A 24966-nucleotide genomic window follows, 5' to 3' on the forward strand; every position below is an offset into this window, starting at 1 on the left:
CGATACACCGGCTCGTCCCTCGCGCGGCTACTCAATCAGCGCAGGATGCCGGGCACGCAATTCACCAGAACATCGGGCGGTCGTCGTCTTCTTCTGTCTCGACATCGAGGTCGACCCAGACCGGAACGTGGTCGCTGGGCGCATCGCCCTTGCGCTCGTTGCGGTCGATGCCGGCATTGGTCACCTTGTCGGAGAACGGCTGCGAGCCCAGGATGAAGTCGATGCGCATGCCCTCGTTGCGGGGAAAGCGCAGCTGCTTGTAATCCCAGTAGGTGTAGCCGGTGGGGATGCGCGGACGCACCACGTCGGTGAGCCCGGCATCCATGAAGTCGTTGAACGCGGCCCGCTCGGGAGGCGAGACATGCGTCGAGCCTTCGAAAGCCTGGATGTCCCAGACGTCGGTGTCGAGGGGGGCCACATTCCAGTCGCCCATCAGGGCGAGCGGCTGCTCGGGGTTCGCCGCGATCCAGGCCCGGGTGTCGGCAGAGAGGGCGGCTAGCCAGCGCAGCTTGTAGTCGTAGTGAGCGTGGCCGAGCTCGCGGCCGTTCGGCACGTAGAGGCTCCAGAGCCGCACATCGTTCACCGTGACACCGAGGGCGCGCGCCTCGAGGGGGAGTGTGCCGTCGTCGGCCGCGACGCCGAAGCCAGGCATGTTCTCGAAGTCCTTGGTGACCTCGGTCATCGGCAGCCTCGAAGCGAAGGCGACGCCGTTCCACTGGCTCAGGCCGTGCAGTTCGACCTCATAGCCCGCAGCGGTGAACTGCTCGAACGGAAACTGATTCTCTTTGCACTTGATCTCCTGCATGGCGAGAACGTCGACGTCCTCTCGCACGAGCCAATCCGCGACCCGGTCGACCCGGGCTCTGATGGAGTTCACGTTCCAGGTCGCAATGCGCATGCGCCCCAGTTTATTCGCGTGAACGGCTCCCCTAAACTAGGGCGGTGACGAACGCGCGCCAGCAACTCATCGACTACATTTCCGCCGAAGCCGTGTTTCACGGCGACTTCACGCTCACGAGCGGAAAGAAGGCGAGCTACTACGTCGACCTGCGCAAGGTGAGCCTCGATCACCGCGTCGCGCCGCTCATCGGCCAGGTCATGATCGATGTCATCAAAGACATCCCCGACGTGTTCGCCGTCGGCGGCCTGACCATGGGAGCCGACCCCGTGGCATCCGCGATTCTGCATCAGGGTGCGGCACAGGGCCTGGCCTACGACGCTTTCGTCGTGCGCAAAGAGCCCAAGGATCACGGCCGAGGCAAGCAGGTCGAAGGCCCCGAACTCGAAGGCAAGCGCGTGATCGTGCTCGAAGACACGTCGACGACGGGCGGTTCGCCTCTTAAGGCCATCGAGGCGCTCGAGAAGGTCGGCGCCATCGTCGTGGGCGTCGCCGTGGTCGTCGACCGCAACACCGACGCACGCGAGCGCATCGAGAAGGCCGGCTACCCCTACTACTACGCGATCGGCCTGGCAGACCTCGGTCTCGAGTAGACGGTGATCTCGGGCAGACGATGACAGAGCCAGTGGATGCCGCGGGCGCCTCGGGCGTGCGTCGTCCGACGCCGAGATGGCTGGTCGTCGCCGTCGCGGCACTCGCCGCCGTGTTCGTCGTCGTGCTCTTCTTCGTGATCGGCCGGCACCTGCCCTGGTTCGACGAGGCCCAGACAGCGGCGCCGACATCCGGCCCCACCGCGTCGACATCGGCGACGCCGGCAGCTGCGACGCCCACGCCAACGCCTACGGCTCCGGAACCTGCTGCTGCTCCGACGGGGCCCGCCGCCGCGGGGGTTCATCCGTGGAACGAGCTTCGCGGGGGCGAGTGTCTCGATCCGTTCGGCACGCCGTGGGACGAGACGTTCACCGTCGTCGACTGCGCGGCGCCGCACGCGGCCCAGCTGATCGCGAGGGTGTCACTCAACCCCGACCCTGCTGCGGTGTATCCCGGCGAGGCCGCGATCACGTCGCAGCTCAACCTGGCGTGCACGGCTCCGACCGTGCTCGACTTCGCTGCCGCCTCGGCGTACCCCGACGTGCAGTGGCAGGCGAGCTACCCGGTCTCGGAGGCGCAGTGGGCGGCCGGTCAACGGGAGTATTCGTGCTTCGTCAGCCGATCGTCGGGCGAGAAGTTCACAGCTTCTGTGCAGGCGCCGCCGGCTGCCTGAGGCGGTTCCTGCGGGATCGGGCTGAAAGAAAAGCAGCTCACGTGGGCCGGTGAGCCGCACCTCCCGCGGTCGCTAAGCGCAGCGTGATCAGGTTCTTTGGCGGCTCGAAAAATAGAGACAGTGTGTAACCTTTTCGAGGGGGTCTGGATTTAATCCTTCAGGGGTTGGCTTATCTGGGAAAGTGCCGATAGCCTCAATGGGACGCAGCATTCTCGCAGCATCGCCACTTTCGTCGGGAGAGACACCGACGATGATCCCCCTGCTCGCTTATTTCAGGAGAACAATGTCCCGCTCAATCCTTTCCCGCCTCGGCGCGGGCCTCGTCGCGGCGGCTCTCGTCGCTGGCGGCTCACTTCTCGTCGCCGCTCCGGCTTCGGCCGCCGGTGATGTTGTCACCCCCGGCTCGGTCGTCGAGAATTCGTGGGGCCACGACGGCAAGGTCACGGTCTCCGGCCAGGGCAACCCCGGCGACGCTCTGACCATCGACATCGTCGATGGCGGCGCCATCGGCACGGTCACGAAGAGCTACCTCTCCCCATCTGCCGTCACCGAGACTGTCGTACAGCCCGATGGCACCTACACCATCACGTTCGACGTCGCTCGCACGCCCACATCCGACTTCAGGGCGTTCCCGCTTCTCGGCGAGACGCCGTTCGCCGCGGTCATCAACAACACCGCCGACATCGATCCGATCTTCCTCCCGATCGGCGTCACCGCGTTCGCTCGTGCTGACCAGAACGTCGTGATCGACCCGATCTGCCTCAGCGGTGACGCTGTTCGCGAATCGGGCGTATCCGTGTTCGCCACCGGGTTCGACCAGTACGAAGACGGCAGCTACGTTGTGACCGACGCCGCCGGAGGCGTCGTACAGATTGATGACACGACGTTCACGGCTGATGAGACCGGCTCCGTCGGTCCCGCGCCACTGACGCTCTACTCCACGGCTGGAAACATCCCGGACGGCGTCTACACGATCACCTTCAGCAGCGCCTCGGTCGTCGGAACGGCCGGTCTCATCACCATCGGCAACTGCGAGACTCCCACCATCCCGTCCGATATCGTCGACCCCACCCCGCAGCTGGCCAACACCGGTTCGTCTGACGCCGGCATCCTCGCCGGTGGCTCCGCTCTGCTGCTGCTCGTCGGTGCTGCCCTCATGGTCGCCCGTCGTCGCCAGAACGCCGCTGCGTAACCTGCTTCACCCGCCGATCTGATCGGCACCCGGAGGGCCGAGACATCATGTCTCGGCCCTTCGTCGTATGCTCCATCTCCTTCGTTTTTGCGGCACCTTCCGTAGAGTGAGCAGCATGCGCCCGATCTTCCTGACCGCACTCGTCGTCATCGGATTGGGAGCGGCGGCTGTCGGCGGCGCTGCCTCGAGTGCCGCGGCCGAGGCTGTTGCCGCACCCGTCGCATCCGGTCTGTCGGCGGGAGTCGATGACTTCTCGTTCTCGTCGTACGACGCCGACTTCTATCTCGACACCGACCACGACGGACGCTCGACGCTGAAGACGGTCGAAACCTTCGTCGCCGAGTTCCCCGAGGCTGACCAGAATCGCGGAATCCGCCGTGCCATCCCGCTCGACTACGACGGTCACCCGACCGACGTCGACGTCGAGAGCGTCGTCGACGAGAACGGAGACCCGCGCCGGTTCACGGCCGAGAAGAACGACGATGGCGACTTTCTCGTTGTCACGGTGCGCTCCGACGAGTTCGTTCACGGAGCGCAGACCTATACCTTCACCTATACGCAGCACAATGTCACGAGGCACGACGAAGCCACCGACGTCGACGAGTTCTACTGGGACTCGGTCGGGTTCGATTCGCTGCAGAGTTTCGACTCCGCGACCGTTCGGCTGCACGTGCCCGAGCGGCTCGCTCCGTCGCTGACGGGCAAGGCCAGCTGCTACGCGGGGCCATACGCGTCGACCACTGCGTGCCCGATGACAAGTGAGCAGGGCGACGGCGAGACGATCTTCACCGCTGGAGGCGTGCCTCTCGGCGCACACGAGAACGTGACCGTGGCCGTCGGCTTCGCACCCGCGACGTTTGTGCCGCGCGACGATTCGTATCTCGGCGTGTGGCAGGGATGGGCTCAGCTGGCAGCCGCGTTGCTTGCTGTGACCGGTGCCGTACTCGCGATCCTCTGGCGCACGGCGGGGCTCCGGGATGCCCGAGGTCGTCCGACCGTCGTCGCCGAGTACACGCCGCCCCCGACAGCCGACGTCTTCACCTCGGCGGTGATCCTGAAGCGCACGAGCCGCGCCGCGGCATCCGGATTCGTCGCTCTGGCGGTGCGGGGAAATCTGCAGATCGTCGAGAAGCCGAGCGATTCCATGTGGTCGAAGAAGCCCGAGTACTGGCTCCACGCTGTGCACAGCGACGGGTTGTCTTCGCAGGAGCTCGAGTTCTACCGCATGATCTTCGACGGAACACCCGACAACCGGCGTGAACTCAAGAAGAACGACACGGCGCTCGCGACCGAGGTGCAGAAGTTCATCAAGAAGGTTCGCGCGACCGCGGTCAGAGACGGCTACTTCAAGAAAGGCACCGCGGGCCGGAGCCTTCTTCTCGCGATCTCGGTGTTCGCGGCCGGCGCCGCGACGATGGTCTTCGGCGCGATGCTGAACTCCGAGTCGCGCGGCGGTTCCCTTCCGTTCATTCCTCTGGCAGTCGGAGCGCTGTGCGTCGCCATCTCCTGGCTCACGGTCTTCCGCACGCCTCTGACGGCTGCGGGCGCCGAACTGCGGGACTATCTGAAGGGCGTTCAGCTCTACCTGACCGTGGCGGAGGAAGAGCGGTTCCGCATGCTGCAGAGTCCCGAGGGCGCACTCAAGACACAGGATGCTACGCCTGATGGCGGTCAGATCGTCGAGATCTACGAGAAGCTGCTGCCCTTCGCCGTGCTGTGGGGTGTCGAAGACGAATGGGCCAAGGTGCTTGGAACGTATTACGAGCGCACGCAGACACAGCCGCACTGGTACGGCGCATCGACCGGCTTCAACGCAGCGTACTTCGCAGCCAGTGTGGGATCGTTCGCAGCGACGTCGGCCGCGGGATATTCGGGCAGCGCCGCCAGCACCTCGTCGTCGTCGAGCGGCGGATCGGGTGGAGGCGGGTTCTCTGGCGGCGGCGGTGGCGGTGGCGGAGTGGGCGGCGTATAGCTCTGCTCGTGCCCCGTGATGTCCACCCCTAGCCAGGCGTAGCCGGCTCTCGTTAGCCTCGATCAATGACCAATTCTGCGAAGACCGCTGCCCGAACGGCCAAGAACAGTCGGGCGCTCGAGATCCTCGCACGCGCGGGTTACGCCGTTCTCGGGCTTCTGCACATTCTCATCGGCGCCATCGCGATCGGCCTTGTGGGCGGCTCGGGAGACTCTGCCGATCAGTCGGGCGCACTCCAGGAGCTGTCGTCGAAGCCCGGCGGCATCGTGGTCATCTGGATCGTGGCGATCGGTCTGTTCGCACTGACCGTGTGGCAGGTCGCACAGGTCTTCCTCCTCGATGAGTCTGATCCGAAGAAGAAATGGGGCAGACGTGTCTCCGAACTCGGCAAGGCAATCGCCTACGGAGCCGTCGGCGCCACCGCCCTCACCTTCGCGCTGGGCGGGTCATCGAGTTCGTCCGACTCCAGCCAGAGCCTCAGTGCACGGTTGCTTGCGAACCCGGGAGGTGTCGTCGTGCTCGTGATCGTCGGGCTCGTGGTGGCCGGCATCGGCGTTGCCTTCGTCGTGCAGGGGGTGCTCAAGAAGTTCGAGAAACACCTCGTGATTCCTGCCGGTACGACAGGCAAGGTCGTGAGGGGGCTCGGCATCGCTGGTTATGTCGCCAAGGGCATCGCGCTCTTCGTCGTGGGAGTGCTCTTCGTCGTGGCTGCCGTGACGGCTGATCCCGAGAAGGCCTCTGGTCTCGACGGTGCGCTGAAGTCTCTCATCGACCTGCCCTTCGGAAAGGTGATCCTGGTGCTCGTGGGCATCGGCCTGATCGCCTATGGACTGTTCTGCGCGGCCAGAGCTCGCTGGGCGAAGCTCTAGCGGGCATCCGCTCACGCTCGGATCCCCAGTCGGTACCGCTGCGGACTGTAGGTACCGGCGCACCGGGGACAACAGTCCGCGGCGGGTACTGCTGGTCAGCGGGAGCACGGGAGTCCTGCCTCAAGCAGGATGCGGCGAAGTTCACGTCGATTGTTGACATCGCCCGGGCTCCAGCGGCTTACCCCGTTGCCTTCCGCGCGAAGATGGTCCTCGCGAATCTTCTCCTCGACGACAGCGTCGCCGGGTGACATGCGGTCGAGGTACTCGGGTTTGAGGTACTTGCCCTTTCCGTCGAACTCTCCGATGCGCTTGAACTCGGGCCATTCGAAGTCGGCATAGTAATAGCCGCCTCGCGGGTTCACATGGCGAACCTGGAGTTCCGGTGAGGGGAATCCGAGTTCGGCGATGGCGATTCGGCTGTGCGTCTCGCCCGCGTTGTCTGCGCCCGAGCGACTGAACTCCACGGCTCGACGAGCCCGACTGAAGCCGCGCACGGCGTCGAGCGAATCGACGCTCTCGAGCACTGCCGACTTCGCAATCGGAGCGAACAGCGTGGACCGCCTCTCGTGAAGGGCGAAGTCGAGTGCCGTGACCGCGGTGACGAAGGGGCTCACGCGCGCGAGGTCGATGAGGGTGCGCAAAGGACTCGTCACCAAAAGGCCGCCGATCTCGACCACGTCTTCGTCGGAGAGGAGTTCTTTGTGCACGGTCACTCCGTTCTTCGAATGTGCACCGGAGCTCGGCGGCACGACCACGTGAACCGTCGACGGCATCGAGGGGCGTATGGGCATGCCCCAGAAGACGGCGGCCGACAGGTGGCCGATTATCGGCCGGATGCGCCGAGTCTCGACAATGGCGTGAATCTGGGCGATGTGCCTGACTCGCGGGGTCAGCGAGATCACCCGCTCGGTCTCGACATACACGCCTCGATGCAACCGCGTTGATGTGCCAGACCGATGGTCGCGTCTCACCTGACGGGCTTCGCTGGGGGTGATCGAGGGGGCGGAGGTCAAGATGAGGCCCGTGCGCACATCCCTAAGGTGTTCCGTCATACGCAGAGGCTGCCGTAATCACGCGGCCGGCGCGGGTCGACTCATGAATTCTGGGGACTGCGCGTGCAACGCTTCGCCCGGGTAGGAGTGGACACTGGCACGCAGCAGGTACCGCTGCGGACTGTAGGTACCGGCGCACCGGGGACAACAGTCCGCGGCGGGTACTACTGCGGGTGCCGTGCGGGCGCGAACGCAGCTGCGGGTCAGAGCTGGTCTGACTCGAAGGGTTCCGTGCGCAGCAGCTCACTCACGCCCGAGAGGATCTCGTCTGGGCGGAACGGGTACTTCTCTATCTCGGCCTGATCGCTGATGCCCGTGAGTACAAGGATCGTGTGCAGGCCGGCTTCGATGCCCGCGACCACGTCGGTGTCCATGCGGTCACCGATCATGCCCGTGTTCTCGGAGTGCGCGCCGATGCGGTTGAGCGCCGAGCGGAACATCATGGGGTTCGGCTTGCCCACGACATAGGGCTCCATGCCCGTGGCCTTCGTGATGAGGGCGGCGACCGCCCCGGTGGCCGGCATCGGGCCCTCGGCACTCGGCCCCGTCGCATCCGGGTTCGTGACGATGAACCGTGCGCCCGCCGAGATCAGCCTGATTGCGCGGGTGATCGCCTCGAACGAGTAGTTGCGCGTCTCGCCGACGACCACGTAGTCGGGGTTCGTGTCGGTCATGATGAAGCCCGCCTCGTGCAGGGCGGTGGTGATTCCGGCCTCGCCGATCACGAAGGCGCTGCCGCCCGGCATCTGCGACTTGAGAAAACTGGCGGTGGCCAGGGCCGAGGTCCAGATCGCTTCTTCTGGCACCTCGAGACCGGATGCTCGCAGCCGGGCACTGAGATCGCGCGGCGTGTAGATGGAGTTGTTGGTGAGCACCAGGTAGGGCTTGCCCTCGTCGCGCCACTGTTGCAGCAGTTCTGCCGCGCCGGGGAGCGCCCTGTTCTCATGAACCAGAACGCCGTCCATGTCGGTCAGCCAGCATTCGATCTCATCGCGTCGAGCCATGGGAGAGTCCTTTCATAGCCTGCATCGCCCAGCCTAGCGGCGGCGGCTATGAGGAGCTCAGGCCGGTGCCGAGATCCAGATAGACGAACCGCCGGATGCCGACACGGGCACGAGCGGGCCGCCGCCGGCATCCGAATCGCTCGCCCCGGCGACCCGCACGATGAAGCCCGCCGAGGCATCCCGTGACACGACCGAGAGCGTCGTCGATGGCCGGATGCCGGCGGCTGCGAGAGAGAGGAGCAGCGACGGATCCCTGTCGCTGATACGCACGACCATGCCGGAGGTGCCCACGGCCGCCTGTGACAGCAGAAGAGCGGGCGAGCTCTCGACGGTTCCGTCTGCCGAGGGGATGGGATCGCCGTGGGGGTCGCGGGTGGGATGACCCAGTCGGGAGTCGATGGCATCGAGGAGCCGGTCGCTGATGGAGTGCTCGAGCACCTCGGCCTCGTCGTGCACCTCGTGCCAGTCGTAGCCCATCTCATCGACCAACCAGGTCTCGATGAGGCGGTGGCGGCGGATGACGCCCCTGGCTCTCGCGGTGCCCTCCGGTGTGAGCGTCAGCGGCTTGTACGGCTCGTAGTTCACGAGCCCCGCGGTGCTGAGCTTCTTCGCCATCTCGGTGACCGACGACGGCGCGACGCCCATGGTCGCCGCGAGCACAGACGGGGTCACAGGGGCCGACTGCCACTCGGTGTGGTGGTAGATCGTCTTGAGGTAGTCCTCAGCGGCCGAGTCGGCGTTCGGCTGTGTTCGACGCGCGACGGGCTCGGGGATGCTCATGATGAGACAAGCTTATGGTCAGGCAGCCCGGGGCCAGAAAGAACAGAGTCACGCCCCGGTGAAGATGAGCACGAGCAGTGTCACGTTGAGGGTCACGAGAAGTACCGACGCGATGATGCCCGCGACGGTGGTGTGCCAACGGTTGGTGAACTCACCCAGCAACTCCCGGCGCGAGGTCAGCCAGACGAGTGGCACGAGTGCGAACGGAATTCCGAACGAGAGCACGACCTGGCTGACGACCAGCGCCCACGTCGGGTCGACGCCCGCTCCCAGAATGACGAGCGCCGGAACGAGGGTGACGAGTCGACGCCAGACGATCGGAACGCGCACCCGAAGCAGACCGTGCATGATCTCTGCTCCGGCATAGGCTCCGACCGAGGTCGAGGCGAGTCCGGATGCGAGCAGGCCGACCGCGAACAAGGTCGCGACGACGCCGCCCATGGCTTGACCGATAGCGGCGTGCGCGCCCTCGAGAGTGTCGGTTCCGGCGACTCCCTGAAGAGAGGTCGCCGCGAGCAGCAGGATGGCGAGATTCACGGTTCCGGCGATGGCGAGTGCGATCGTGACGTCCCAGCGAGTTGCGGTGATGAGGCGCTTCGTGGTGTGCTCGGCGGCGCGCACGACGAAGCGGTCGCGGGTGAGAGCAGAGTGCGCGTAGATGGCATGCGGCATGATCGTGGCGCCGAGAATGGATGCCGCGAGCAGCACCGAAGACGGCCCCTCGAAGCGGGGCACGAGGCCTCCGACCACGGAGGCTGCGTCGGGCGGGTTGATGACGACCCCCGCTGCGAAGCCGACAGCGATGATCACGAGCATCGAGATGATGACGCGCTCGAATGTCTTCTGGCGCCCCGAGCCTTGCAGAACGAGCACCAGCATCGAGACGGTGCCGGTGATCACGCCGCCGAGTAGCAGCGGCAGATCGAACAGCAGGGAGAGAGCGATGGCGCCGCCGATGATCTCGGCGAGGTCGGTCGCCATGGCCACCAGTTCGGCCTGCACCCAGAACAGTCGGCGCCCCCAGAGAGATCCGATGCGTTCTCCGAGAAGCTCGGGCAGGCTCTTTCCCGTCACGATGCCGAGCTTCGCCGACAGGTACTGGATGAGCCACGCCATGACGTTGCCCAACACGACGATCCAGACGAGGAGGAAGCCGAACGTCGCTCCGGCAGTCATATTGCTGGCGACATTGCCCGGGTCGAGATAGGCCACGCCGGCGACGAGTGCCGGCCCGAGCAGCCAGACGAGATGTGAGCCGCGCGGGCTGGCCGTCTTCGTCGTGGGTGCGGGAGCGTCGAGCATGTGGACACTGTAGCGAATTTTTAGGCGCGCCTAAAAATTCGATGTTCGTCGAGCCTGTCGAGACGCCCTTCGACAGGCTCAGGGAGCGGGCCGGTAGCCTGAGGGGATGTCCGATGACTCGATTCCCGCCGCGCAGAATCCGTCTGTCGAACTCACCACCAACGGAGTGGGCCCGTGGCAGGGCGAATGGCCCGACGACGATTTCTACGATTCAGAGCTGCTGGCATCCGGTGATTCGCGCAACGTCATTGACCGCTATCGCTACTGGCGCATGGACGCGATCGTCGCCGACCTCGACCTCACGCGCCACCCGTTCCACGTGGCCATCGAGAACTGGCAGCACGATCTCAACATCGGATCGATCGTTCGCAGCGCCAACGCATTCGGCGCCGACACCGTGCACATCATCGGGCGCAGACGATGGAACAAGCGCGGCGCCATGGTGACCGACCGCTACCAGCACGTGCTGCATCATCCAGACGTCGAGACCTTCGTGGCGTGGGCGGCGGATGCGGGCCTGCCGGTGATCGCGATCGACAACGTGCCGGGCAGCGTGATCATCGAGACCTTCTCGCTGCCGGCCTCGTGTGTGCTGCTCTTCGGGCAGGAGGGGCCCGGTCTCTCTGCACCCGCGCTCGAGGCTGCGGACGCGATCGTCGAGATCAGCCAGTTCGGTTCGACTCGCTCGATCAACGCATCTGCGGCCGCAGCCGTCGCGATGCACGCGTGGATCCTGCAGCACGTCGCATTCGCCGATGCCGCCCCGGATACACTGGCGAAGTGACGTCTAGAGGCTCGCGAATCGGGGTAGCGATCGCCATCGTGGCGCTCGCTGTGCCCATTGTCGCTCTCGGGGTCGTCTTCACCGGGCTGGTCACGTCGCCCGCCGCGTCGCCTGAGTCGGCGTCCGGCACCGATTCGGGCGGAGATGTCGTCATCGACAACCCACTCCAGGGCGACTCCTTCTATGTCGATCCCGGTTCACTCGCCGCGCAGGCCGCCGCCGCATCGGCGTCTGCCGACGCCGGTGGATCGGGTCAACCGGCCACGCCGTCGGCCGCCACCAAGGTACTCGACAAGCTCGCCGCTGCGCCGACCGCGATCTGGCTCGTGCCTGAGCGGAACCCGACCACCACTGTGGCCGCCACGGTGACCCAGATCCTCGATTCGGCCGAGGCAGAAGGGTCGACGCCGATCTTCGTCGTCTACGGGGTGCCGAACCGCGACTGCGGCAATCAGTCCGCCGGCGGCCTGACCGCGGCCGAGTACCCGCTCTGGACGGCCGAGATCGCCGGCGCTGTCGCCGACCGATCGGCCATCGTCATCCTCGAACCCGACGCGCTCGCTCTTTCGACGCAGTGCGGCAACGTCGACGAGCGCATCGCCCAGATCAAGGGAGCGGTCGACACCTTCGCGTCGACCAAGGCGACCGTGTACCTCGACGGTGGGCACTCGACGTGGCTTCCTGCGACTCAGATGGCAGATCTGCTGAACCGCGCGGGCATCTCCGAGACTCGCGGCTTCGCCACGAACGTCTCGAACTACAACGCCACGGTGAAGGAGCGCGCCTACGGCGAGAAGCTCTCGGCTCTCACCGGCGACTCCCACTACGTGATCGACACCGGTCGAAACGGCAACGGGTCGAATGGCGAGTGGTGCAACCCCACGGGTCGAGCGCTGGGCGTCACATCGAAGGTCGTCACAGACGCTGGCCACCTCGACGCGCAACTGTGGATCAAACCGCCCGGCGAGAGCGACGGCGCGTGCAACGGCGGGCCTGCTGCCGGAACCTGGTGGCCGCAGAGCGCGAGTGAGCTCGCCGCCAATGCCGGCTGGTAGCTGCACGCTTTGATAGGGTGCACCGTACGTCGAAGGATTGGGGATCGCTGTGAGCTTTGACGCGCAAGAGAGACGGATGGCCGTCATCATCGAAGATGATGCTGACATCCGGCACCTCCTCGAGAGCGTGCTCACCCAAGCCGGATTCGACGTGATCGCTACGAGCAACGGCCACGATGGCATCCAGGCCGTGCGAGCGTACGAACCCATCGTCACCACACTCGACGTGAGCATGCCCGGCATGGACGGCTTCGAGGTGGCCAAGCGTCTGCGCACGTTCAGCCAGACCTACATCGTGATGCTCACGGCGCGCGATGAGGAGATCGATACCCTGCAGGGTCTCGAGGCCGGAGCCGACGACTACCTGACGAAACCGTTCCGTCCGCGCGAGCTGCGAGCCCGCATCGACGCGATGCTGCGCCGTCCACGCATGGCTGTGGCCGATGTTCCTGTCGTTGCGGCTCCCTCTGCTCCGGTGTCGGCACCCGCTCCTGTCGCCGTCGCGGTCGTCGAGGCGCCGACTGCGCCTGCAACTGCGCCCGCGGTCGTGACCGCCGAGCCGTCCACACGAACGGGCGCCCATGCCGCGCCGGGTGTTCCTGACGCAGTGCCGGATGCCGCACCCCCGGTCGAGCGCGAAACGTCGGACGACGGCGGTGAGGGATGGATCGAGCACAACGGCCTGCGCCTCAACCGTGAGATGCGTCTCGCGTCGCTCGACGGCAGAGATCTGGAACTCACTCGCACCGAATTCGACCTGCTTGTGGCGGTCGTCGAATCGAGACGGCGGGTTCGCACGAAGGCAGACCTTGCCCTGCTGTTGCGTGGCGAGAGCTATGTGACCGCCTACTACGTGACTGAGGCCGACAAGCGAGCCGTCGAAGTGCACATGGGCAATCTGCGCAAGAAGCTCGGCGACAGCCTCACCTCTCCGCGGTGGCTCGAGACCGTGCGCGGCGTGGGGTACAGACTGGCCGCGGCCGACGAGTAGGCCTCAGACGTTCGAGTGGAGTCCGAACCGCTCGGCGAGTTCGACGCACGTCTCGCGCCCGACCTGATCGAGCCGGTCGAGATGACGGGCGCACCCGTCGATATCCTCGCGACCGAGCGAGCTGTGCATCAGAGATGCCGTTGCCTCGATGACCTGTGCGCCGATCATCTTGCTCGACGACCGGATGCTGAGGAGCACGACGTGTGTCTCCTCGGCGTCGCGACGGTCGAGGGCGTCCGTCAGCCTCTGGACACGGGTATCCCAGAGGCTGACGAAATCTCGGGCGAAACGGGTACGCGCCCCCTCGTCCCTGCCCACCGAGGTGAGCAGGTCGTGGAGGGCGTCCTCGTCGAGTAGACGACTCATACCTTGTATCCGTGGTGGCGTTTGACCAGCTTGGCGAACATGGTGAGTGTCTGCAGAACCGTGATGACACCGAGTACGGGCCACCCGATCCACAGGATGGTCGACTGGGCGACGATCGGCAGCTGCATCCAGATGACGACCAGCGCCACGACGATGCCGGCGGCGACGAGCAGCGGGGTGAGGTAGGCGTTGCCGGAGCCTCGCTCCGCCTTGGCCTGCTCGGCCCAGTTGTCGACCTGCTTGTTGCTGGCGAACTTCGACCATGCGCGAACGAAGTGGCCGATGCGAACCCACATGTAGAGCTCGGCGGGGAACAGCGCCACGGCGAAGAAGGTGTCCTTCCAACTGCGGTTCTTCATGGAGTACGCGGTGCGCCAGTTGAGCGCCATGGCGACGACCGGGGGGATCAGCCAGACCGGGCTGAAGACGAAGGCGCCGATGGAGAGCGAAGCGATGAGCAGCAGGAAGAACAGCCCGCGGGTGACGATGTTCGTCACCATCGAGAAGTTCTCGAGCCAGCGCAGACGCAGATTGGGGTGCAGGGGCTGGCCTTTGGTGTCGCCCCGCTGCCCGGGCCACATGAGTTCGATGGCTCCGAAGTTCCACTTGACCTGCTGGGCGTCGAGGCCGCGCAGAGATGTCATGCCGCCGACGTTTGCGCGGGCGCGGGCAGAGATCTTGGTGAGGTATCCGGCGCTCTTGATCTGCAGTGACAGGAGCGAATCCTCGACCTCGGAGTCCTTGACCCACGGCGTCGCCTGGTGGCTGTCGACCATGACCTCGCGCAGCGCCTTGACCGAGAAGATCGAGAACTGCCCACCGAGAACCGCCATATTGCGGCCGCGGAGCATGTTCTGCATGTTGAACGCGGCGAACTGTGCGCGCTGGCCCGAGATGAGGAACTTCGCCATGGTGCCCGTGATGGGCGCCTCGTCGATCGAGTAGATCGCAGAGATGCCGCCGATGCGGGTGTCCGACGCGATCTCGGCCTCGAGCGACTCCACCGCGGTGGGATCGGCCGTGGTGTCGCCGTCGACTCCGAGCAGGTAGTCGCATCCCTCGACGAGAGAGTAGCCGTAATTGAGTGCGCCGACCTTCTTGTCGGGGTTCTCACCGATGTCGTGGATGAAGACCTCGGTCTCCTGCGTCACGCCGTTGTCGGTGCGGCTGTGCGGGCCGGCGAACTCGCTCGCGACCTCGACGGTCTTGTCGGTCGAATTGTTGACGACCACGTGAATCACGTCGGGGAGACGTGTCTGTGCGAGGAGCGATTCGAGAACCTCGGCGATCGAGTCGGCCTCGTTGTAGGCCGGAACGATGCAGCCCACCATCGGGCGGTAACTCGGCAGAGCGTCGACGATGTCGATGAACTCGGTCGCATAGGCGGCGAGGGCGGGGTCGACGGCCGGCTGGGGCTTCACGTAACGGTTCGTGTCGGTCATGAGTGCAACTCTGTCGCACCGAAATCAGGCTTTCGGCAAGCCAAAGACAAGGTCTCCGCAAGATATGCTCAAGATTCGCGCATCCCGTATCTGGCGGTGCAACGCGATGGCACGGGGGAGCGGCGCATGGTTCGGACAAGCTGGAAGAAGGCGGTCGCGGCCGTGGCAGTCGGGTCTGCGCTCGTCGTGGGCATGAGCGGATGCGGCACGGCTCCGTGGGCGGCAGGCACGACATCGGCCGCCACATCGACCAAGACGCCGACTCCCACACCCAAGGCCACGATCGCTTCGATCGTCAACGAACTCGCGACAGGATCGGCGCAGCATCAACTCCAGGCGGGCGACGCCGCACTGACCGCCAACTACTGGTCGACGCTGAGCATGGATCAGTGGAAGGCCGACGCGAACAAGCCCGTCAGCTTCTCGTTGATCGGCGCCCTCGGCACCGATGAGGGGCAGGGTGTCTACCTCTCGCGCGTCAGTCTGGTCGTCGCCGTGTCCGGTCCCGCGGGTCAGCTGGAGGCTCCGGCTCCGTTGAGCGACCAGTCGACGGTCTCTCCCGGATACGACATCAAGTCGCCCTATAGCTACAGCCAGACGTTCATTCTGCCGGCCATCGATCCGACCGCTACGAGCGTCACTCTGTCGTTCACCTACGAGCTGCTCATCCAGACCACCCCGACCTCAGGCGCCTACGCCAAGCAGACGGCGACCGACCAGATCACGATCGCGATCGCGGAGTAGCCCTGCTCAGCCGAGTTCCACCGCACTGACCTCGATGCGGTTTCCGCCTGCCGCCTTTGCTGTGTCGATCGAGCGTATGGCCGCAGTCTCCAGCGCCTGAAGTGCGTAGCCGTGGTCGAACGTGTCCGCGATGCCGAGACTCGCTGTCAGCCTGATCTTCTGGGTGGCGGGCAAGGGGGTGTCGACGAGGGCGATCTGAATCTGCTCTGCGAACACCAGCGCTTCAGTCGCATTGGCGACCAAGACGAGGACGAAGAAACGCCCGGCAGAGGGGTGCCCTACGGCGGCCATCACCGGCACCGTGTCACGCAGGGTCTGCGCGAATGTGGAGATCGCCTCGTCGCCGGCCGAGCGGCCGAAGGCCGTGTTCACATCGGGAAGACGATCGATGTCGGCCCCGATGAGCGCCATGCCGGCGCCCCGGGCCTCGGCCCGTTCGAGGTGGTCGCGCGCGGTCTGCTCGAATGAATCGGCCGAGAGTACCCCTGCACGCGACAGGATGCCCACGCGGTGGTCGCCCACGGCGCTGTCGCCTCCCCGCTCCGCTCGAAGCACCGAGACGGTGATGGCCGCACTGATGATGACGGCCATCGTGAACATTGCAGCGACGCCCGGATTGAAATACAGCGCGAATGCTGCGCCATCGGGCCCGCCGACGAAGAACGCGATGACGCGGGCGGCCGAAAAGAACGCGAAGAGAAAGAGCACGATTCCGAGCGACCGCCCGTTCACATTGCGATGGAGCCTGCCGCGCTGAAACTCGAGCCCGCCCAGAAAACTCAGCGCGGCCAGACCGAGCCAGAGTACCGGCGCCCCCGCCCAGGTTCCGTCGCCGGGAGTCTGCACGATCGTCGCGAGCGCGACCACGGCCGCCACGGCGACGACGATCCCCAGAAGGGGGCGTCGGCCGTTGTGCAGCCGGGTACCGCACCACAGCCCTCCGACCGCTCCGATGTAGGCGACGTTCCCCACCACAAGACCCCACCAGGCGTCGGGAACAGCGGCCTCTACGCCGTAGCCGGCCGCCACGATGATGCCGCTGATGAACCCGAGGCTCCACATGCGTCCGGTCGGGTCGCTCCGCGCGAATGAGGTGTTGAGCACGAACGAGACGCCGCAGATCACGACGGCGAGGCTCGACATCGTCATCAGGGTGACGATGTCGAGGTTCATGGGGTGCCTTTCGATGAGGAGTCGGATTCGAGGGCTGCCTCGCGTTCCCGCATGGGCAGGGTGACGATCGCCGTCGTTCCCTTGCCGCGGGCCGATTCCAGCCGGAGTTCCCCACCGTGCTGGTGAATGATGTCGCGGCTGATGCTGAGGCCGAGGCCGGTACCGTGAACGGCCGAGTTGCGCACGGAGTCGGCCCGGTAGAACCGGTCGAACAGGTGTGCCTGCTCGGCATCCGTCATGCCGCGACCCGTGTCGTGCACACGCAGCTCGGCGAAACCGTGGTCTACCGTGCGCAGGGCAACCTCGATGCGGCCGTGGGGCGAGTTGTACTTCACGGCGTTCGAGAAGATGTTGTCGACGACCTGGCGCAGACGGAATGCGTCGGCATCGAACACGAGCGGCTCGAGTTCGTCGACGACGAAGGTGAGGTGGCTTTCGGATGCGACGGGCGTGATGGATTCGATTCCGTCGCGCACGATCTGGGCCAGGTCGCAGGGCTCGAAGACCAGAAGCAGAGTCTGGGTCGATTCGCTGGCCGCGGCGAGCAGATCGGCGACGATGCCCAGCATGCGGTCGGCATTGCGCGAGGTGATCTCGAGCATGCTCCGTGTGCTGTCGGGGATGTCTTCATCGAGCGCCAACTCTGTGTAGCCGACGATCGATGTGAGGGGGGTGCGGAGCTCGTGCGAGACCGATGCCACGAGGTCGTCGCGGGCTTTGACCGCTTTCAACTCGGCGGTGATATCGCGGAAGACGATGACGCCGCCGTCGTATGCGCCGTGTTCGTCGATCACGGGTCGCGACGAGGTGAGGATGGCGGCTTGGACCTCTCCTGGCTCACCGAACCACACGGTCTCACGGTCGACCGTCTCGCCGCGGAGAGCCCTCTGGAACGGCCTGTCGTATTCCTCGTAGGCGGTCGTTCGGTCTTCGCGATAGATGACCGACGGAAGGATGGAACCCTCACCCAGGCCGAAGGGTGTCGCCATCTCGCGTTGGGCACGGTTGATGAGGTTCACGCGACCGCTGCCGTCGAAACCGATCACGCCGAAGTCGACCGCGTCGAAGAGCTCGTCGAGGGTCTGCTTCTGCCGTCGGGAAGCCTGCAGGGCCTGATCGAACAGATCGGCCTGTTGCTGGAGCAGGGAGCGCTGCGCCGCCGCCCGACGCGTCGTCGAGTAGACGGTGGTGGCGACGAAGGCGAGCACAATCGGAACGACACCGAGGCGGGGTAGCACGGAGGGATCGATCGCCACCCCTCCATCGCGGATCAACTCGCCACCCCAGGTGAGCACCGCGGGAAGCACCACACTGGTGACGGCTCCCCAGAACCTGAAGTGCATCGACATCCAGATCACCGGGAACACGAAGAGAAGGGTGGCGCCGAGGAGGGGCTGATCCTGCCGGATGAGCCCGATAGCCAGAATGTCGAGCACAGGAAGAGCGGCGATCCAGATCTTCGGCACAAGACGCCAGGGAACGGCGGCGGCGAGGCCGGTGACGGAGAAGATCGAGACGACTCCGGCGAAGAACATGGGGGACGCGAGGTCGCTGGGAGCGACGATGAACGAGATCGCGACCAGCACGAGGGTCGCTCCGGTGACCAGAAGCTGGGAGAGAAAGACAGACCGCTCGACGGCAGAGCGGACGGCCGCCCCACTGTCCCCCGACACAGCTACCATCATCTGAGCGTAGCAACCGTGGTGCGGCTCCTCTGCTCAGCCGCGCTATCGGATTGGCGGCGTAGGGTTCACAGCATGCGCAAACAGTTGTCGGCTGCTCTTATCGGCGTGATCTCGGCGCTCGCCGTGCTTGCCACGGCCGAGGCGGTCGCGGTGTTCGTCTCGAGTTCGAGCTCACCGTTCTTCGCCGTCGGTCAATTGGCCATCGATCTCGCTCCCGCCTGGCTCAAAGAGTCGATGATCGCGCTGTTCGGCACCGGCGACAAGATCGCGCTCTTCGTGATTCTCGGCGTCGTCGTCGTGGTGTTCGCCGCACTCGCGGGTGTGCTCGAGCGACGGCGGCCCCCGCTCGGCGTGGTGATTCTCGTTGTCTTCGCCGCCATCGCCGTGATCGCCGTGCAGACCCGACCGGAGGCCAGCGCCCTGTGGGCCTTCCCGACCGTGCTCGGAATGATCGCGGGCGTGCTCGTGCTGCGCTCCGGCATCCGGCGCCTGGGTGCCTGGATCGATGCGCCGGATGCCTCACGCACGGGCATGCAGCGCAGACAGTTTCTGACGTACGCCGGTGTCACCGGCGCGACCGCTCTGATCGTGGCGATCGGCGCCCGGGCCATGAACGCCAGTACGGCGGCGGTCACCGCTATCCGGCAGGCGATCGCGCTGCCTGCTCCGGCGACGCCCGCGCCCGCGATCGACCCCGCCACCAGCCTCGATGTCGAAGGCATCAGCGCGCTGATCACTCCGAACGAGCAGTTCTACCGCATCGACGTGGCCCTCCAGGTGCCGCAGATCAACCCCGACGACTGGCAACTCAAGATCACCGGGCTCGTCGACACCGAGGTCACGATCGGCTACGCGGAGCTGCTCGCTCTTCCGCTCGTCGAGCACGTGACGACGATCGCCTGCGTATCGAACGAGGTCGGCGGCGGGTTGATCGGCAACGCCACCTGGCTGGGCTACCCCATCCGTGAACTGCTGGCGCGTGCCGGCGTGCAATCGAGCGCCGATATGGTGCTCTCCTCTGGGCCCGATGGGTTCAGCGCGGGCACTCCCATCGAGGCGCTCGCCGATCCGAACAGGCAGGCGCTCCTGGCGGTCGGCATGAACGGCGAGCCGCTTCCCACGGAGCACGGTTTTCCCGCTCGCATGATCGTGCCCGGCCTGTTCGGCTACGTCTCGGCGACGAAATGGGTCACCGAGATGAAGGTCACCCGTTTCGCCGACGCCGAGGGCTACTGGACCCCGCGAGGCTGGGATGCCCTCGGGCCGGTGGTGACCCAGTCGCGCATCGATGTTCCGCTGTCGGGCCAGACCGTCGCATCCGGAACCGTCGCGATCGCGGGCGTCGCTTGGGCGCCGCACACCGGAATCGCCGGTGTCGAGGTGCGCGTCGACGACGGCGCATGGCAGAAGGCCACGCTCGCGCCCGGCATCTCCGACGACACGTGGGTGCAGTGGGTTCTGCAGTGGCCGGCCTCGGCGGGCGCACACACTATTGCGGTGCGGGCGACGGACAAGTCGGGCTATACGCAGACCGATCGGCAGGCGCCTCCAGCCCCCAGCGGGGCGACCGGATGGGACACGATCACGGTCACCGTCGGCAGCTGACGCCGACGCGTTCCTCGCTTGCGCCACGCGGCGGGTACTGTGAACGACGGTACAGAGTGTGAGGGAGAGCAGCGTGTCTCGAACAGATGGCGTCGACGCTGGGGCATCGAGACCCTTTCAGGTCGACCTGCGTGGCGTGGTCGACCTTCTCTCGAGGCATATCTACTCGAGTCCGCAGGTGTTTCTGCGCGAGCTGATGCAGAACGGGCGCGACGCCGTCGTCGCCCGGCGTCAGCACGCGGTGGAGCCCATCGCCGGTGGCGGTGGAATCTGGATCACTCCCGCCGACGGCGAGGGCGCCGAATTCGTCTTCCGCGACGACGGCATAGGGCTGACGCTCGCCGATGTCGGCGAGCTGCTCGCCACGGTCGGACGGTCATCGAAACGGGATCTGTTCGACCTGCCTCGAACCGATTACCTCGGCCAGTTCGGAATCGGACTGCTGAGCTGTTTCATGGTGGCAGATCGCATCGTGATCCGCTCGCGCTCGGCGGCAGGCGGCCCGGGGGTCGAGTGGATCGGGGCCACCGACGGAACCTACACGGCGCGCGAACTCGATGAGCACGAGACCGCCGCTCTGGCCATCGGCACCGAGGTTCGACTGGTGCCGCTCGCCGGAATGTCCGAGCTCCTTTCGAGCGCGTCGGTCGTTGCTCTCGCCACGCGCTTCGGCGAATTCCTCGATCTGCCCGTTCGCATTGCCCTGCCTCGCGGGGGCGAAGAGACCATCAACCGCGATGCGGTCTTTCTGCAGTCGAACGCTGAGCCCACTGCAGAACTCGTCGCCTACGGTGCCGAATTGCTCGGCGCGACTCCCTTCGATGCCATCCCGCTCGTGGTTCCGGGCACCGCGACGCGGGGCGTTGCCTTCGTGCTTCCCTATGCGCCGCCTCCCGGATCGCGCCAGTCGACCCGCGTCTACCTCGGTCGGATGCTGCTCGGCGAGCGCATCGACGAGCTACTTCCCGACTGGGCGTTCTTCGTTCGCGCGGTGATCGACACCGAGGGTCTGCAGCCCACCGCTTCGCGGGAACAGCTGGTCGAGAACGAATCGCTCGAATACACCCGCTCGGAGCTCGGGGCAGCGCTTCGGCGATGGATTCTGCAGAAGGCGCTCGCCGAACCTCATCGACTCGCCGAGTTCGTCGCCATCCATCACGTCGCGCTCAAATCGCTCGTCGTGCACGACGATGAGCTCGCCGGAGTCTTGGCGAGATGGCTTTCGGTTGAGACGTCAGCGGGACCGATGACGCTCGATGCAGTCATGCAGCGCTCTGCGCACGTGCGTTATGCCGAGACGGTCGACGAATTCAGACAGGTGGCGGCGTTCGGCGACCGGTCGTCGCCCATCGTGAACGGCGGATACATCTACGACGCCGAAATCGTGCGTCGGCTTCCCGACATCGTCGCCGGGGTGACCGTCGAGCGGGTCACCGTGCTCGGCGAACTCGACAACCTCGATTCACCGCCCATGGCAGATCGGCCCCTCGCGCACACTCTGGAGGAGCGAGCCGCCGAAGCGCTGCGCCAGGTGTCGTGCGATGTCGACGTGCGGGGCTTCGAGCCGGCCGACCTGCCGGCGCTCGCGGTCGCCGACCCCGACGCCCTGCGGTCGATCGGCCGTGCCGCCGCGCAGGAGACCGCACCTCCGCTGTGGGGTTCCGTTCTCGGTCGCGTCGACAAGGCGGCCGCCGCGCATCGAGGCGCACAGGCTTCGGGCCGCCTGAGACTCTGCCTCAACTGGAACAATCCGCTGGTGCGCACCCTCGCGGCGACCAACGACGACGCCGTCTTCAGCCGAAGCATCCAGCTCGTGTACGTTCAGGCCCTACTCGCCGGCCACCGGCCCCTGCAGGCCGCCGATCGTCGGATGCTGACCTCGGCTCTGTCGGATCTGGTGCACCTCAGCGTCGGCCTACCTGGTTATCCCTCTCAAGAAAGCGATCCTTCGTAGATGTCACGCAGCACGATCCTTGAGTTGTTCGCATAGATCGACACCCTGCCCTTCGGTGCCGCCGAGCGGTCGCTCATCGACCAGGCGATCGCCCTGGCAGACGACGCAGGAGAAGACGCGCTCGCCTACGAGGCGCGGCTCAGGCTGACCGCGTCGGCCAAGATGACGGGTGACACCGACACCATGCTGGCCTCGTTCGGCTGGTGCCTCGGCAAGCACGACAGTGATCCGGCCCGCTTCCCGTTGAAGGTCGGCGAGCTCGATCTGCTGTGGCAGTTCAAGTGGATGGCTGGCACGCTCGGTGCATCGCCCGTCTTTCCGCGCGCCGAGATCGAGGCTGTGCTCGACGAGATGGAGACGCGATACCGCAGAGCGGGAGTCGGGCAGAGCGGCGTGCTGCAGGCACGCTTCGACGACGCGGCCGACAACCTGAGCGATGCAGAGGCCGAGAGCGCCAGGGCGGCGCTGCGCCGCGAACCGCGCGACGAGTACAGCCACTGCGACGCCTGCGTGCGAAGCGAGGACGCCGCGTATCTCGCGTCGGTCGGCCGAGAAGCGGAGGCGATCGAACGCTTCGACGAGATCGTGGAGCAGGGCCTGAGCTGCGGCGAGGAACCGGAGACCGCCCTGAGCCGCGGATTGCTCTCCTGGCTGCGCGCCGGCGAACTCGACACCGCGAAAGCGGCCCATCTGCGCAGCTACCGGTTGGCGCGGTCGAACTCGGACAACATCGGCATCATCGCGAATCACCTCGTCTTCTGCGCCGTGACGGGCAACGAGGCACGCGGGCTCACGCTGCTCGAGCGCCATATCGGCTGGCTCGCGCATGACTCGCTCAATGCCCGAGCGCACTTCGCCGCGCTGCGTTCATTCGGTGTTCTGCTCGATGCGGTCGTTCGGAGCGGTCTCGGAGATGCCGCCGTTCGAGGATCCGGCGTCGCCGCACTCGAGCCGTTCTTCGGCCCTCATGACGGTGATTGGAGCGCGGAGGGCCTCGCCGCTGCATCCTGGCTCGCCGCCGAACGGCTGGCGTGCGCCTTCGACGAGCGCAACGGCAACGACCGGCACAGCAGAATCGTCGAGCGGTCCCGGGCCCTCTCCGAAGAGCACTACGACCTGCCGCTGCAGGGCGAAGGCTTTCTCCCGAGCATCCCGGCTGTCGCAGAAACCGATCCCGTGGATGCCGCGGGCTGGCTCGTGCGCGCTCGGGAGCTCTTGGGCATGGGTGCGTACCCCGATTCGGTGACCGCCGCCCGGCGCGGGCTCGAGGCCGACCGACTCGAGAACGTGCCTGTCGACCGGAGCCCGGCCGGACGCATCCGGTCGTTGCTGCACGCCGTGCTCATTCAGGCTCTCATCGCGGCGGGCGACCTCGATGAGGCGGCGGCTCGGCAGATCGATCGCATCGCGGTGCTGCGCGACATGGGCTGCGACGACCAGGCCGACATCGAGGTGGTGCTCGGGCTCATCATGCTCGGCACGGCGGTCGACGACGACGTGCACGTTCTCGAGATGACGCTGCAGGCGGCGGATGCGCGGGGTGCCGACGCTGAGACCCGCGCCGATCTCGCACTCACGCTCGGATCTGTGCACCTGCAGGAGGGGCGCGCCGAGGAGGCGCTCGTTCTCTTCCGTCGCGCGGGGGAGCTGCTCGACGAGGCGCCGGACAGCCCCATGCGGATCTCGGCTCTGATGTTCCTGGCGCACGCGCTCGCCAGAACCGACGAGCTCGCCGAAGCGGTCTCCACGCTGGATCGCCTTCTCGAGTTCGACCTCGACCGCGCTTTCCGTGCCACAGCGCACCATCTGCTGGCGCAGCTCGCCGGCGCGGAGGGCGAGATAGAGCCCGGTCTGGCGTCGGCCGACGCGGCGCTGGCACTGTGGACTCGTCTGGGCCACCGCTCCGGCATGGTCGACTCCGCAGTGCTCAGCGCGTCGCTGCTGCGCGACGCGGGTCGTCTCGACGAGGCCGTGACCCGATGGCGTCTTGCTGTTCGCGAGGCCGAGTTGGCCGAGAGGCCGGATGTCGACGGCCTGCGTTACGGGCTGGGCCGGCTGCTCGTGCAGGCGGGTCAAGCCGAGGCCGCCGCAGAGGTGCTCGATGAGGTGTACGCCTCGGAGGTGTCGTCTGATGCGCTGCCGGGAGCCCGAGCTGAAACGTTGTTCTGGCTGGGCCAGGCGCACAGACAGTCCGGCGACGGGTCCGCGGCCTACGGAGCCTGGAGCCGCGCGATCGAGCTGTACACCGAGGCCGGTGATCCGATCGGGGCGACGCAATCGGGCATCGCGCTCGGTGGTCTCCTTCTGACGTACGACGACGAGCAGTGCATCCAGGTGCTGGAGGAGGCGTTGGCCTCGGCCCGCGGCGCTGACGAACTGCAGCTCTTGGTCGAGGCGCTGCACTCGCTCGGTCGCGCACGCTGCCGCTTCGGAGACGATGCCGGACTCGCCGAGCTCGACGAGGTGCTGGCCATCGCGCGGGCCGAGGAGGCGGAGTGGCTCGTCGCAGACGTCACCGATTCGAAGGCGAGGGCGCTGCAGCAACTCGACCGTCTCGCCGAGGCCGTGCCCGCGGCACTCTCGGCCGCCGACGGCTATGCGGCATCCGGCGATGAGGTGGCCGCAGGGCTCGCCGAGCTGCTCGCCGCACGCATGCTCGTCGCGCAGCAGAACGCGGAGTCCGCGGTGACGATCTACCGGGGCGCCTTGGAGCGTCTGGGCGATGTTCCGCAGGCCCGCGTCGCTGCAACACTCGAGCTCGGAGACGTGCTCGAGCAGCTGGGTCGCCACGCCGAGGCAGCCGAAGCTCGCGCCTCGGTCGACGAAAGCTAGCC

General features: G+C 66.3%; 21 protein-coding genes. 12 read left to right on the forward strand and 9 right to left on the reverse strand.

Going from position 1 to position 24966, the window contains the following annotated elements; translation table 11 throughout:
* Positions 1 to 61: 61 nt before the first annotated feature.
* On the reverse strand, positions 62 to 898 hold the full coding sequence (locus B9Y86_RS07145) for an exodeoxyribonuclease III (RefSeq protein WP_085484442.1): 837 nt from the start codon (positions 896 to 898) through the stop codon (positions 62 to 64).
* Positions 899 to 942: 44 nt separating this feature from the next.
* Between B9Y86_RS07145 and pyrE the strand changes: the two genes are divergently transcribed.
* The 5 genes from pyrE to B9Y86_RS07170 all read left to right on the forward strand — a co-directional run bounded on the left by pyrE (position 943) and on the right by B9Y86_RS07170 (position 6195).
* Positions 943 to 1491 (forward strand): orotate phosphoribosyltransferase, encoded by a 549-nt coding sequence (gene pyrE / locus B9Y86_RS07150; protein ID WP_044439696.1) that lies wholly within the window; start codon positions 943 to 945, stop codon positions 1489 to 1491.
* A gap of 20 nt (positions 1492 to 1511) precedes the next feature.
* Positions 1512 to 2162: a septum formation family protein gene (locus tag B9Y86_RS07155; RefSeq protein ID WP_085484444.1), complete on the forward strand. Its 651-nt coding sequence runs from the start codon at positions 1512 to 1514 to the stop codon at positions 2160 to 2162.
* A gap of 283 nt (positions 2163 to 2445) precedes the next feature.
* On the forward strand, positions 2446 to 3354 hold the full coding sequence (locus B9Y86_RS07160) for an LPXTG cell wall anchor domain-containing protein (protein WP_085484446.1): 909 nt from the start codon (positions 2446 to 2448) through the stop codon (positions 3352 to 3354).
* A gap of 115 nt (positions 3355 to 3469) precedes the next feature.
* Complete coding sequence (locus tag B9Y86_RS17515; protein ID WP_176223292.1) at positions 3470 to 5326, forward strand: DUF2207 domain-containing protein; 1857 nt, start codon at positions 3470 to 3472, stop codon at positions 5324 to 5326.
* Between the two features lie 65 nt (positions 5327 to 5391).
* On the forward strand, positions 5392 to 6195 hold the full coding sequence (locus tag B9Y86_RS07170) for a DUF1206 domain-containing protein (RefSeq protein WP_085484450.1): 804 nt from the start codon (positions 5392 to 5394) through the stop codon (positions 6193 to 6195).
* A 95-nt stretch (positions 6196 to 6290) separates the two neighbouring features.
* Here B9Y86_RS07170 and B9Y86_RS07175 read toward each other — a convergent pair whose 3' ends face one another.
* The 4 genes from B9Y86_RS07175 to B9Y86_RS07190 form a co-directional block, all read right to left on the reverse strand.
* A complete protein-coding gene (locus tag B9Y86_RS07175; RefSeq protein WP_085484452.1) occupies positions 6291 to 7118 on the reverse strand; it encodes a hypothetical protein in 828 nt (275 codons plus the stop codon).
* Positions 7119 to 7450: 332 nt separating this feature from the next.
* Positions 7451 to 8251: an HAD-IIA family hydrolase gene (locus B9Y86_RS07180; protein ID WP_085484454.1), complete on the reverse strand. Its 801-nt coding sequence runs from the start codon at positions 8249 to 8251 to the stop codon at positions 7451 to 7453.
* A 57-nt stretch (positions 8252 to 8308) separates the two neighbouring features.
* Positions 8309 to 9031, reverse strand: a complete 723-nt coding sequence (locus tag B9Y86_RS07185) for a metal-dependent transcriptional regulator (RefSeq protein ID WP_085484456.1) — start codon at positions 9029 to 9031, stop codon at positions 8309 to 8311.
* Between the two features lie 48 nt (positions 9032 to 9079).
* Complete coding sequence (locus B9Y86_RS07190) at positions 9080 to 10333, reverse strand: Nramp family divalent metal transporter (protein ID WP_085484458.1); 1254 nt, start codon at positions 10331 to 10333, stop codon at positions 9080 to 9082.
* Between the two features lie 106 nt (positions 10334 to 10439).
* On the opposite strand from B9Y86_RS07190, the gene B9Y86_RS07195 reads away from it, so the two are divergent.
* The 3 genes from B9Y86_RS07195 to B9Y86_RS07205 are packed head-to-tail and all read left to right on the forward strand — an operon-like array spanning position 10440 to position 13163.
* On the forward strand, positions 10440 to 11117 hold the full coding sequence (locus tag B9Y86_RS07195) for a TrmH family RNA methyltransferase (RefSeq protein WP_085484460.1): 678 nt from the start codon (positions 10440 to 10442) through the stop codon (positions 11115 to 11117).
* Positions 11114 to 12172: a glycoside hydrolase family 6 protein gene (locus tag B9Y86_RS07200; protein ID WP_176223293.1), complete on the forward strand. Its 1059-nt coding sequence runs from the start codon at positions 11114 to 11116 to the stop codon at positions 12170 to 12172. Before B9Y86_RS07195 ends, B9Y86_RS07200 begins: the two co-directional genes overlap by 4 nt.
* A gap of 49 nt (positions 12173 to 12221) precedes the next feature.
* A complete protein-coding gene (locus B9Y86_RS07205; RefSeq protein ID WP_425319466.1) occupies positions 12222 to 13163 on the forward strand; it encodes a response regulator transcription factor in 942 nt (313 codons plus the stop codon).
* A 3-nt stretch (positions 13164 to 13166) separates the two neighbouring features.
* On the opposite strand, the gene B9Y86_RS07210 is transcribed toward B9Y86_RS07205, so the two are convergent.
* Both B9Y86_RS07210 and B9Y86_RS07215 read right to left on the reverse strand, forming a co-directional pair.
* Positions 13167 to 13529, reverse strand: a complete 363-nt coding sequence (locus B9Y86_RS07210; RefSeq protein WP_085484466.1) for a hypothetical protein — start codon at positions 13527 to 13529, stop codon at positions 13167 to 13169.
* Positions 13526 to 14971 (reverse strand): glycosyltransferase family 2 protein, encoded by a 1446-nt coding sequence (locus B9Y86_RS07215; protein WP_085484468.1) that lies wholly within the window; start codon positions 14969 to 14971, stop codon positions 13526 to 13528. The genes B9Y86_RS07210 and B9Y86_RS07215 overlap by 4 nt, the downstream gene beginning before the upstream one ends.
* A 126-nt stretch (positions 14972 to 15097) precedes the next feature.
* On the opposite strand from B9Y86_RS07215, the gene B9Y86_RS07220 reads away from it, so the two are divergent.
* Positions 15098 to 15715 (forward strand): hypothetical protein, encoded by a 618-nt coding sequence (locus B9Y86_RS07220; RefSeq protein WP_085484470.1) that lies wholly within the window; start codon positions 15098 to 15100, stop codon positions 15713 to 15715.
* Positions 15716 to 15721: 6 nt separating this feature from the next.
* On the opposite strand, the gene B9Y86_RS07225 is transcribed toward B9Y86_RS07220, so the two are convergent.
* Positions 15722 to 16888, reverse strand: coding sequence for a GGDEF domain-containing protein (locus B9Y86_RS07225; RefSeq protein WP_085484472.1), 1167 nt, complete (start codon positions 16886 to 16888; stop codon positions 15722 to 15724).
* Positions 16885 to 18561 (reverse strand): sensor histidine kinase, encoded by a 1677-nt coding sequence (locus B9Y86_RS07230; RefSeq protein ID WP_176223294.1) that lies wholly within the window; start codon positions 18559 to 18561, stop codon positions 16885 to 16887. Before B9Y86_RS07230 ends, B9Y86_RS07225 begins: the two co-directional genes overlap by 4 nt.
* Before the next feature lie 84 nt (positions 18562 to 18645).
* Here B9Y86_RS07230 and B9Y86_RS07235 point away from each other — a divergent pair, with 84 nt between their 5' ends.
* From B9Y86_RS07235 to B9Y86_RS17520, 3 genes are all read left to right on the forward strand, one after another.
* Positions 18646 to 20178: a molybdopterin-dependent oxidoreductase gene (locus B9Y86_RS07235; protein ID WP_085484476.1), complete on the forward strand. Its 1533-nt coding sequence runs from the start codon at positions 18646 to 18648 to the stop codon at positions 20176 to 20178.
* A 73-nt stretch (positions 20179 to 20251) separates the two neighbouring features.
* On the forward strand, positions 20252 to 22132 hold the full coding sequence (locus tag B9Y86_RS07240) for an HSP90 family protein (protein WP_085484478.1): 1881 nt from the start codon (positions 20252 to 20254) through the stop codon (positions 22130 to 22132).
* A gap of 162 nt (positions 22133 to 22294) precedes the next feature.
* The gene (locus tag B9Y86_RS17520; protein WP_085484480.1) at positions 22295 to 24964 is read left to right on the forward strand and encodes a tetratricopeptide repeat protein; all 2670 of its coding nucleotides are present in this window, start codon (positions 22295 to 22297) and stop codon (positions 24962 to 24964) included.
* Positions 24965 to 24966 lie beyond the last annotated feature (2 nt).

Origin of the sequence: Agreia pratensis, assembly GCF_900177685.1 — a bacterium.
Classification (GTDB): domain Bacteria; phylum Actinomycetota; class Actinomycetes; order Actinomycetales; family Microbacteriaceae; genus Agreia; species Agreia pratensis.

What these genes read in the sequence shown, in the direction of transcription:
- B9Y86_RS07145 (WP_085484442.1), bottom strand. Translation starts at nt 898, where the DNA reads ATGCGCATTGCGACCTGGAACGTGAACTCCATCAGAGCCCGGGTCGAC.
- B9Y86_RS07155 (WP_085484444.1), top strand. Translation starts at nt 1,512, where the DNA reads ATGACAGAGCCAGTGGATGCCGCGGGCGCCTCGGGCGTGCGTCGTCCG.
- B9Y86_RS07160 (WP_085484446.1), top strand. Translation starts at nt 2,446, where the DNA reads ATGTCCCGCTCAATCCTTTCCCGCCTCGGCGCGGGCCTCGTCGCGGCG.
- B9Y86_RS17515 (WP_176223292.1), top strand. Translation starts at nt 3,470, where the DNA reads ATGCGCCCGATCTTCCTGACCGCACTCGTCGTCATCGGATTGGGAGCG.
- B9Y86_RS07170 (WP_085484450.1), top strand. Translation starts at nt 5,392, where the DNA reads ATGACCAATTCTGCGAAGACCGCTGCCCGAACGGCCAAGAACAGTCGG.
- B9Y86_RS07180 (WP_085484454.1), bottom strand. Translation starts at nt 8,251, where the DNA reads ATGGCTCGACGCGATGAGATCGAATGCTGGCTGACCGACATGGACGGC.
- B9Y86_RS07185 (WP_085484456.1), bottom strand. Translation starts at nt 9,031, where the DNA reads ATGAGCATCCCCGAGCCCGTCGCGCGTCGAACACAGCCGAACGCCGAC.
- B9Y86_RS07190 (WP_085484458.1), bottom strand. Translation starts at nt 10,333, where the DNA reads ATGCTCGACGCTCCCGCACCCACGACGAAGACGGCCAGCCCGCGCGGC.
- B9Y86_RS07195 (WP_085484460.1), top strand. Translation starts at nt 10,440, where the DNA reads ATGTCCGATGACTCGATTCCCGCCGCGCAGAATCCGTCTGTCGAACTC.
- B9Y86_RS07210 (WP_085484466.1), bottom strand. Translation starts at nt 13,529, where the DNA reads ATGAGTCGTCTACTCGACGAGGACGCCCTCCACGACCTGCTCACCTCG.
- B9Y86_RS07215 (WP_085484468.1), bottom strand. Translation starts at nt 14,971, where the DNA reads ATGACCGACACGAACCGTTACGTGAAGCCCCAGCCGGCCGTCGACCCC.
- B9Y86_RS07220 (WP_085484470.1), top strand. Translation starts at nt 15,098, where the DNA reads ATGGTTCGGACAAGCTGGAAGAAGGCGGTCGCGGCCGTGGCAGTCGGG.
- B9Y86_RS07225 (WP_085484472.1), bottom strand. Translation starts at nt 16,888, where the DNA reads ATGAACCTCGACATCGTCACCCTGATGACGATGTCGAGCCTCGCCGTC.
- B9Y86_RS07235 (WP_085484476.1), top strand. Translation starts at nt 18,646, where the DNA reads ATGCGCAAACAGTTGTCGGCTGCTCTTATCGGCGTGATCTCGGCGCTC.
- B9Y86_RS17520 (WP_085484480.1), top strand. Translation starts at nt 22,295, where the DNA reads ATGACGGGTGACACCGACACCATGCTGGCCTCGTTCGGCTGGTGCCTC.